The organism is Microcoleus sp. PH2017_12_PCY_D_A (assembly GCF_020738565.1).
Lineage (GTDB): Bacteria > Cyanobacteriota > Cyanobacteriia > Cyanobacteriales > Microcoleaceae > Microcoleus.
The window spans coordinates 1-7,840 of sequence record NZ_JAEQCI010000181.1 but is presented as its reverse complement, the minus strand read 5'-3'; the positions used below and the strand labels follow the sequence as shown (position 1 = coordinate 7,840).

7 protein-coding genes are annotated in these 7,840 nt (G+C 48.0%); all 7 read right to left on the bottom strand.

Annotated elements, in window-relative coordinates:
- Positions 1-215: 215 nt before the first annotated feature.
- A complete protein-coding gene (locus tag JGK39_RS31480; protein WP_293298726.1) occupies positions 216-2,768 on the bottom strand; it encodes an HDIG domain-containing metalloprotein in 2,553 nt (850 codons plus the stop codon).
- Positions 2,769-3,282: 514 nt separating this feature from the next.
- Positions 3,283-4,425: an ADP-ribosylglycohydrolase family protein gene (locus JGK39_RS31475; protein ID WP_293261813.1), complete on the bottom strand. Its 1,143-nt coding sequence runs from the start codon at positions 4,423-4,425 to the stop codon at positions 3,283-3,285.
- A 380-nt stretch (positions 4,426-4,805) separates the two neighbouring features.
- Entirely contained in the window at positions 4,806-5,246 is a 441-nt protein-coding gene (gene aroQ / locus JGK39_RS31470) for a type II 3-dehydroquinate dehydratase (RefSeq protein WP_293146934.1), read from the bottom strand.
- Between the two features lie 105 nt (positions 5,247-5,351).
- On the bottom strand, positions 5,352-5,489 hold the full coding sequence (locus JGK39_RS31465) for a hypothetical protein (protein ID WP_293178014.1): 138 nt from the start codon (positions 5,487-5,489) through the stop codon (positions 5,352-5,354).
- 258 nt (positions 5,490-5,747) lie between these two features.
- A complete protein-coding gene (locus tag JGK39_RS31460; RefSeq protein WP_293261810.1) occupies positions 5,748-6,959 on the bottom strand; it encodes a transposase in 1,212 nt (403 codons plus the stop codon).
- 279 nt (positions 6,960-7,238) lie between these two features.
- The gene (locus JGK39_RS31455) at positions 7,239-7,538 is read right to left on the bottom strand and encodes a hypothetical protein (protein ID WP_293261807.1); all 300 of its coding nucleotides are present in this window, start codon (positions 7,536-7,538) and stop codon (positions 7,239-7,241) included.
- A partial coding sequence (locus JGK39_RS31450; RefSeq protein ID WP_293298723.1) for a hypothetical protein occupies positions 7,528-7,840 on the bottom strand: 313 nt, incomplete at its 5' end. The genes JGK39_RS31450 and JGK39_RS31455, both read right to left, overlap by 11 nt.

Sequence of the window (7,840 nt, the reverse complement as noted above, 5' to 3'; positions counted from 1 at the left end):
ACAGATTTTAGCTCATAAGCTTGCACACGCGGAGCGTTCAAACCAGTCAAAGTCTTTCTCTGTAAAGGTTTTAGGCTTTTTCGGCAAGCCCTAAATAGGTTCGATCGTTTGGACTTCAGTCCGCATCAAATCAGAGGACTAAAGTCCGAACGATCGAACCTAAAAGCTATATTTTTGCCATAAAATATCTATCCTATAATCCTGCTTTTAAGTCTCTACCTCGGAGTAAAAACTGCACTAGGATAAGCAATCCGCTTGTGATTGAACTGTTCCCAAACCCGCACAAAAATCTCCGCAATTAAAGACATATCCTCCCGAGTCAAACCCGAATCCAGCAACTGATTATCCTGCCAGCGCGCCCTCAAAATCCGATTAACCATATTCAAAGCTTCCTCATGAGTGGCATCCTTGAGCGATCGCAAAGCAGCCTCACAAGAATCCGCCAACATCAAAATTCCGGTTTCCCGCGACTGCGGAATCGGCCCGTCGTAGCGAAAATCCTGCTCCCTCACTTCCCGGGTTTCGATTGCTAACTTTGAATTATCCGCCTCTGCCAAAGTAATATTTAAATTTTCTGTTTCTTTTGCAGCAATTTGCTGCGCTTGATGGTAGAAATAAGCAATTAACATTGTGCCTTGATGTTCGGGAATAAACGCCTGAATCGACTTCGGCAATCGATGCTTCCGCGCCATTACCAACCCTTCGGTAACGTGCTTTTTAATAATTTCGGCGCTCGTCCAAGGGTTATTAATTTCATCGTGTTTGTTGCCCCCGCCCATTTGATTTTCGCAAAATCCGCTTGGGTCGTGCATTTTTCCAATATCATGGTATAATGTACCAGCCCTGACTAACTCAACATTGCAGCCGAGTTCCCGGGCCGCAGCCTCCGCCAAACTAGCCACAAACAGCGTGTGCTGAAAAGTCCCCGGAGCCTCGGCAGCCAACCTCTTTAACAGCGGGCGGTTGGGATTGGCAAGTTCCGCCAGCCGGATCGGGGTAATTAAGTCGAAAACGTGTTCTAAATAAGGGCTGATGCCGATCGCCACCACGCTCCAAGCCAAACCTGCCAAACTTTGGCAACCCACCGTACCGAGCACGACGTACCAAATCGCACCGGCAGCCGCGCTGGCAATCAAAGTCCCCACCAGATAGACGCTGCCCTGAGTCAAGCCGACAGCCACGCCCAAAAGAGCCAATTCCTCGCGCGATCGCAATTTTCCGGCCATAAAAGCGCCCAGCAATCCCCCCGCCGCGCTAGCCACCAAATGAATCAACTCTACATCCAAGCCAACGGGCAGCAGCGCCGACAGCAGCCCCACCACAGTCACTCCCACCGCCGAACCGTAAAAGCCGCCTGCTAAAATCCCGATCGCGGGCAAAGTCGTCCAAGGCAGCCCCAAACTCACCAGCACCGGCGCGCTCAAAGTCAGCAGCAGCAACAGCAAATGATCTCTCCGGCGCAAGCGGTAGTGCCTTTCTACCAGCAACACCATCGCAATTGCCCCTGCGACTAAACCAACAAAACCCGCCAGCCCCAGCCAATTCACCCCCCGCCGGCTCAAACCAAAATAGTCCAGCAGCACGAAATCTTGCTGCGCGATCGCTTTTCCTTCTGCAACAATAATATCGCCCTTCTCTACTTCGATCGTCACCGGTTTCACCTTTTGCGCCGCCAATTCCGCTAGCTGTTTGGTTTCCTCGGGATCTCTCACCAGATTTGGCTGCAAAATCGCACTTAAACCCTCAACTGCCAAAGCTTGGGACTCTAACGGCACTTGATCTGCTACTTGCAGCTTCACAGCTTCTTTCAAAATCTCTTTTGGCAACCCCTGCGGGATACCTTGAGCTAGCATCCTTTTTGCCGCCCGACTCATACCCGTTTGGGTTTTCTCCCAAGCTGCATCGGACAAATCAAACAGCGAAGTATCATAAATCTGTCGGAGTCCGGAAACCGATGGTTTTTCAAGCGCCTCGACAGCGTTGGCATAGCGCCTGCGAGCCTCGGAAATACTATCTGTCAGGCTTTGAAAATCTGCTGCCCGGACCGATCGGCTGTAAGCTTGCAATTGAGCAATCGCATCCTGCACAGACTTGTTATCCGCCGGCGCAGCAATTGCCGGGGAATTCAAATTCAACCGCTCGAAATTTGCACTGTTGTCCCCGGATTGCGCCAAAATCGCTCGCCACTCCCACTCCGGGCACCCCCGCAAGTAAACCTGAGCCGCATTTGAGAGCGCCGAGGGCGCCGCAAACGGAAACAAGCCTACCGCCCGCCGCAGTTCGCTTCCCTGTTCCAAAAATTGTTGCAATTCTCCCTCGATTTGTCGATCGACCGCGCGATCGAGCATTAATATCGCTACAGCCCCGATCCGCGCTGATGAACGGTGTTCTTCAGTAGTTTTGCGATCGGGGATGCTAACACTAGCAGGAGCCTTAATCGTCTGAGGAGCTTTCGTCCCCACATCCAATTTCGGCTGGTTGTAGAAGCGGTGCCCCAGAGTGCTGCTGAGGGAAACTACTGCTACCAGCGCCAACATCGGGGAACGAGCCTGATTTTTGAGGCGAGATTTTGAGGTTTTACTTGTCAATCTAATAAAAGTCTCGGGCCCAGGCCATTTCTGGGGCAATAAACGGCTCAGGAGAGGCCCGCCAGGGCGATCGGGATCTGAAGAGCTGCCGCCATTTTGCACTTTAGCAATATGTTGGCGCCGCGAGCGCGCAGCCCCTAGCTGCTCAATCTGCCGCATCAATGAGGAGAGCGTATTCATTTGTGTCGAAGATAGATCACTGTTATCCAGCAGCTTTCTCAGAAATTCTGACAAAGCATCATTGATTGAGTTTATCCGAACTGCCGTACCTGAATATTCAAAACCAGCAGGCTAATTTACCTGAATCTCGCCAGCAGTTTAGTTCCCTGACTTCCGTTGTTCATCTTTAACAGAACTCGCCCGCAGCCACTAAAAACCCGGTTTCTCCGTAGATTCCTGATTTTCCCACCCAATATTATCGTATAAACCCGGTTTTTTTCGGCAAGGGAGTCCGATTAAATTTTTTAATTTTTAATCTTTAATTGTCGCTTTCCTTGCGCTTTCGCTTTTGATTTGTTGATTGCTAATTGTTCATTAGACTTAAATTGCCTAAATCTTTGATACAATTCGAGGAAACCGCTTCTTGACGCGGATGGACGCAGATAATTTGAAGAAGAGCGATCGAATGAATGCACTTTAAGTCTCTTGCTAATTTCTGGTTTCCACTCCTGTTAAAAGTTCAAAACCCCCAACTTTATATTTTACGAGGTCTAATCACATAAGGTGCAGCCACTGCGCGGGCTAGGGCTGCGGAATCTGACCCCGCCGAAGGGTTGTAAACTCCAGCCCAAACAGCAAACAGGTTACTTGCTAGCTCCACAATTTTGGCATCGCTGCGGGATCCCCAGACCGAGGGTTCAGGGCCCTCAACTAGCGGCCGCGATTCAACCGCCGACAATACCTGCCGCCATTCTACAGGAATCGCAGCAGCGCCGTTGTAGGCTCCAGACAAAGCTCCCGTCAAAGCGCAGGTGAGTTGTCCGGCTATCCCGCTGCGGGCAGCCCGCACTACTGACAAGCGCAAGTCTTCTGGGGTGCTCAAGAAGCAGTAGAAAGCTAGGGCAATGGGAATAAAATTTCTCGGGTTGACAATTGAGTGAGTTTCTGATTTTTTCTCGCCCTCTTCTGGTTTTTCTCGCAAAGCTGTGGCGCTTTTGCACAGGTGAGTGGTAGCTGTTTCTAAGTCTGCTCCCTGTTCTAGTAGTATTTGTACTTGCACCAGCAACTCGGTTAAAGCATTATCTGTTTTTAGGTAGGCAATGGTTTGTTCGATCGCTGTCGCTCTTTCAAGTCTTTGTTTGAGCGATCGGGCGATCGCATATCCTATAGCTAGCACTGCTGTCTGCAATTCTGCCTTATTTTCGTTGGGCAAAACATCTGTCGCCAGCATGATTTTATCTCGCAGCTTAGCCTTATTTTCGTGAAAAAACATCGCGCAGGGCAGCGCAGCAACCGCCGCTTCACAAGGGTTTAGCAGGCTGTGAAACTCTGTGTTTGGCGAAGGGTAGATTTCCGACTTTGCCAATACTTCCCAAGTATCGCGCCAATCTTTTAAATCTAAACCGTTACACCGAATTAAACTTTGAGCTCCGGCTACTGCAAGTTTCCCGCATTCGGAGTATTTGCCACTGAGTATTTTACTGTTGGGAGAATTCAACGCCAATCTTGGCCCGCTCAGGGTCAATTGTTGGTGTTTCGTCAGTTGTAAAATCGGCTGCAAGTCTTCTGTTTGGGGATGGATACCTGCTAGTTGCCTCTGGTATTGCAGGCCTATAGAGTCTCCTAAAAGTGCCCCCAGGATGGTTCCTTGAAACTTGCTCAACAGGGAATGCCGCATTTGAATTTAACTCAAGTTGCTAGTAATTGGGAATTGGGCATGGGGCATGGGGCATGGGGCATGGGCCATGGGCCATGGGGCATTGGGCATTGGCCTTCCCAGGGCATGGGGCATTGGGCATTGGGAATTGGGCATTGGCCTTCCCAGGGCATTTGGGCATTGGGCATTGGCCTTCCCAGGGCATTTGGGCATTGGGCATTGCGAATTGGTTACTAGAAAAATCACTAACAAGTAACCACTAACTATTACCCATGGCCCATGGCCCATGGCCCATGGCCCATGCCCCATTCTTGTAATTAATTTAAATTCCACCCAAACATATAAGGGCTGGTTTTCCATCTAAAACCGGCCCTCATCCGATCGCGAAAATCGGTGAAATTTTAATTTTTAATCAGATAACTAACTAGAGCTTGCAGCCCCAGCCGGTAACTTTCTGAGCCAAAACCGCTGATTTGCCCGATCGCCACCGCTGCTATATACGAGTGGTGGCGAAAAGCTTCCCGGCGGTAAATATTGCTCAAATGAACTTCCACCGCAGGGATATTCACAGCGGCGATCGCATCTCTAATTGCCACACTCGTATGAGTATAAGCTCCAGCATTAATCAACAAGCCTTGGTGCTGCCCTAACATTGAGTGAATTGCATCCACCAAAACCCCTTCATGATTCGACTGCTGAATAGAGACTTGCACCTGGAGGGCTTGCGCTTCTCGTTCTAGCAACTTGTTGATATCATTTAAAGTCGCAGAACCATAAACTCCAGGTTCTCGCTGACCCAATAGATTCAGATTAGGGCCGTGAAGTACCAGGATATTTAACAATTTTAAAAATTCCAGCGCAACAAAATTTATGAGAGTTTTGACTTGGGATTTAGAACCAGTCTTCAACCTCAAACCTCAAACATCAGATGTCATATCTAGTCCCGACTACCGGCGATGCCTGGGTTGGTTGACTGGAATAGGAATCGGTTCGAGTTCCGGTTGAGCTTCTGGACTCAGCAGTCCTTCTATCAGCTTGCGAACCCATTCTTTAATTTGTTCCAGCACCTTTTCAATGTCTTCCATTGAACGGATAGCTCCTTTTTTTATAGTCTAGATTGCTAAACCGACGGCTAAATCCCTGAAAATAAGCAAGCACGACTTTGAAACCAAAGGTCAAACTTGCTTTCTCGCTTGCTGGTTGTTGGGAGCAACGCTTTTAAGCAAAGGAGAGAGTCAGTATATTTGCCAATCAGTCCTATCTTATTATCATAACGAATCTGCACAGGTTATGCAATGATTCTTAAAAAAAGCCCCGAGCGAGCGATCGAGGCTTCGCATTTATCAGGTTTTAAAAGCCCGGTAAATCTCCCGAAACAATGAATCCGCCAGTTTGCGACAAGTAGCGTTACGGGCATCTGCCAGTTGACGGCCTCTCTTTTTAGTCCCGTTAGCATTAAACTTGCGCTGCACGTAAAACTCTCTCAATTCGCTTTGTACTGAGGAGCGGCTTATGTTTTCCGGTTCGATGCGGTTGTGGACGTAAGTCCAGAGAATCGATCGAGTATTCGAGCATCCAGTCCAGCGACTGCCACCCTTGCCGGCGGCAACCTGACCGCTGGACTTTTCTATTTTGCCCAATCCACAAGCCTGACGAAACCTTCGTAAGGCTGTTTTTTTGGGCAGGTGCAAGAACGAATCAAACGGAAAAATTCTAGACAAAATCCATCCACGCTCTCGCAAACCAAACCTAAATAGATCGAATACTTGATGGTATTTTCCAAAAAGCTCGCACTCCAGGGCTTTAGCAAGTTTAATCTCTAGGGAAGCTTCGATCGCGTGCAGGTCGCATATTTGCGCGGCGAACTGTCGCGTCAAGTCGCTGATGCCAGAACCGGGATTTAACTTGTAAGAAGTGTTAAACCTTGTCAACCACCTCGAACAAATAGCTTCTGTTTTTCCAGCGAGCCAAGCCCAGAAAGGAGGGGGAGCACTCGGATCTAAATTTCCGTTTGGCCTCTTACTGCTAATTTTGGCTTTTGCTGGATACTCAAAAGCTAACCTACTTTTAGTTGTGTTGATAAAAGCTGTTTGCTTTTGCACGGTAGTTTTGAGATCTAAAAGCAGGCGCTTGATTTGTTTGATTTCTGCGGGGCGATCGGCAACCCAAAATCTGCGATCGAAAATTTCGACGTAGTGTCGCTGATACAGCGATATCATTACTAATGCGTCAAAAGCGTCATCTTTGTTGTCGGTGCCTCCGAGGCTTTTGCGGGTAGATTTTACCATTCCCTGATCCGCCACCAGAACGGGGATGCTTTGCTTGGAAAACTGCTCTTTCCAAAAATAAGAATATGTTCCCGTCGCCTCTAGGACAACCACGCAATCACTTCCTATAGTCTCTATCAACTTACCAATTTCGTCTGTTTTAAAGACAAAATGACAAGATTTGAATTCTGCCGATTTGTAAAAATCCCTCAATGCAAAATCTGGGATTTTGTCGAGTACGACAACGTCAATCCTGTCAGCAGATACATCTATTCCTACAATTTTCAAGGTTCACCCACTTATTAAACTCTTACATAACCCATGATTATCCCAAGGGGCTTAACCCATTTCTGCACCGGGGCTTAGGAGTTTTTTTAACAAGGGAAAAAGCTTGTGGAAGGCTTTTTCCCCGCGCGACCGATCGGCATTCCCACGATTCGTAGGGATAAAACATCCACATCTTTACTAAAGAACTAAAATCGGTGCGGAGGATGCGACCCTTTCCCGCGACTCCCCCTTAAAAAGGGGAGTTTCGGCCGCCGAGTTAAACAGCCATCATCAGGCGGACTATTTGATTAAATTCACCGCTACCAAACCTACGTAGGTATATAAGGCTTGTGGGTTTCCCTTCATTTCTGGGGGAAGTTCTCCGCCCCCAGAGCAAACTCTGAGAATGTCGTTTGCTAAATTTACGGCATTCGCGAAGCAGGCGCTGCGCCCGCGTTGACTCCCTAAAAAGCCTTTGCGTTTTGCTTCCTTGATAATTTCAAAGCACTCCTGCATCTGAAGGCGATCGAAATTATCTTTAAGGTGTCTTTGGCAATCAGAAATTAGCCGGCTAGTTGTCGATGGCGTCCTATTTTTCATCGCTTTTGTCCTTGCTAGAATTTACAAAAACAAACTTTTTGACGGGTGTCATGCGGGAAGCTTCGACGAATTGTCGCATAAATTGATTTAATTCGTCTTCTGTCACTGTCAATTGATTGGCTTGAAATGTATCGGCTAAAAATGAGGCTACTGCTTCTCGAGTTTTTCCTGTATGTTCTGCCAATACAGATAACATTATGGAATTGGTATAATTCATCGAATACACCGCCTGCTTTTGTTCAATTGGCAAATTTGTTGCATCGCATTCATTGCTACCATCCGGGATGATTCGGATTGAATTT

Coding starts and splice junctions, on each gene's coding strand:
- JGK39_RS31480 (WP_293298726.1), bottom strand. CDS start 2,768: ATGAATACGCTCTCCTCATTGATGCGGCAGATTGAGCAGCTAGGGGCT.
- JGK39_RS31475 (WP_293261813.1), bottom strand. CDS start 4,425: ATGCGGCATTCCCTGTTGAGCAAGTTTCAAGGAACCATCCTGGGGGCA.
- JGK39_RS31465 (WP_293178014.1), bottom strand. CDS start 5,489: ATGGAAGACATTGAAAAGGTGCTGGAACAAATTAAAGAATGGGTTCGC.
- JGK39_RS31455 (WP_293261807.1), bottom strand. CDS start 7,538: ATGAAAAATAGGACGCCATCGACAACTAGCCGGCTAATTTCTGATTGC.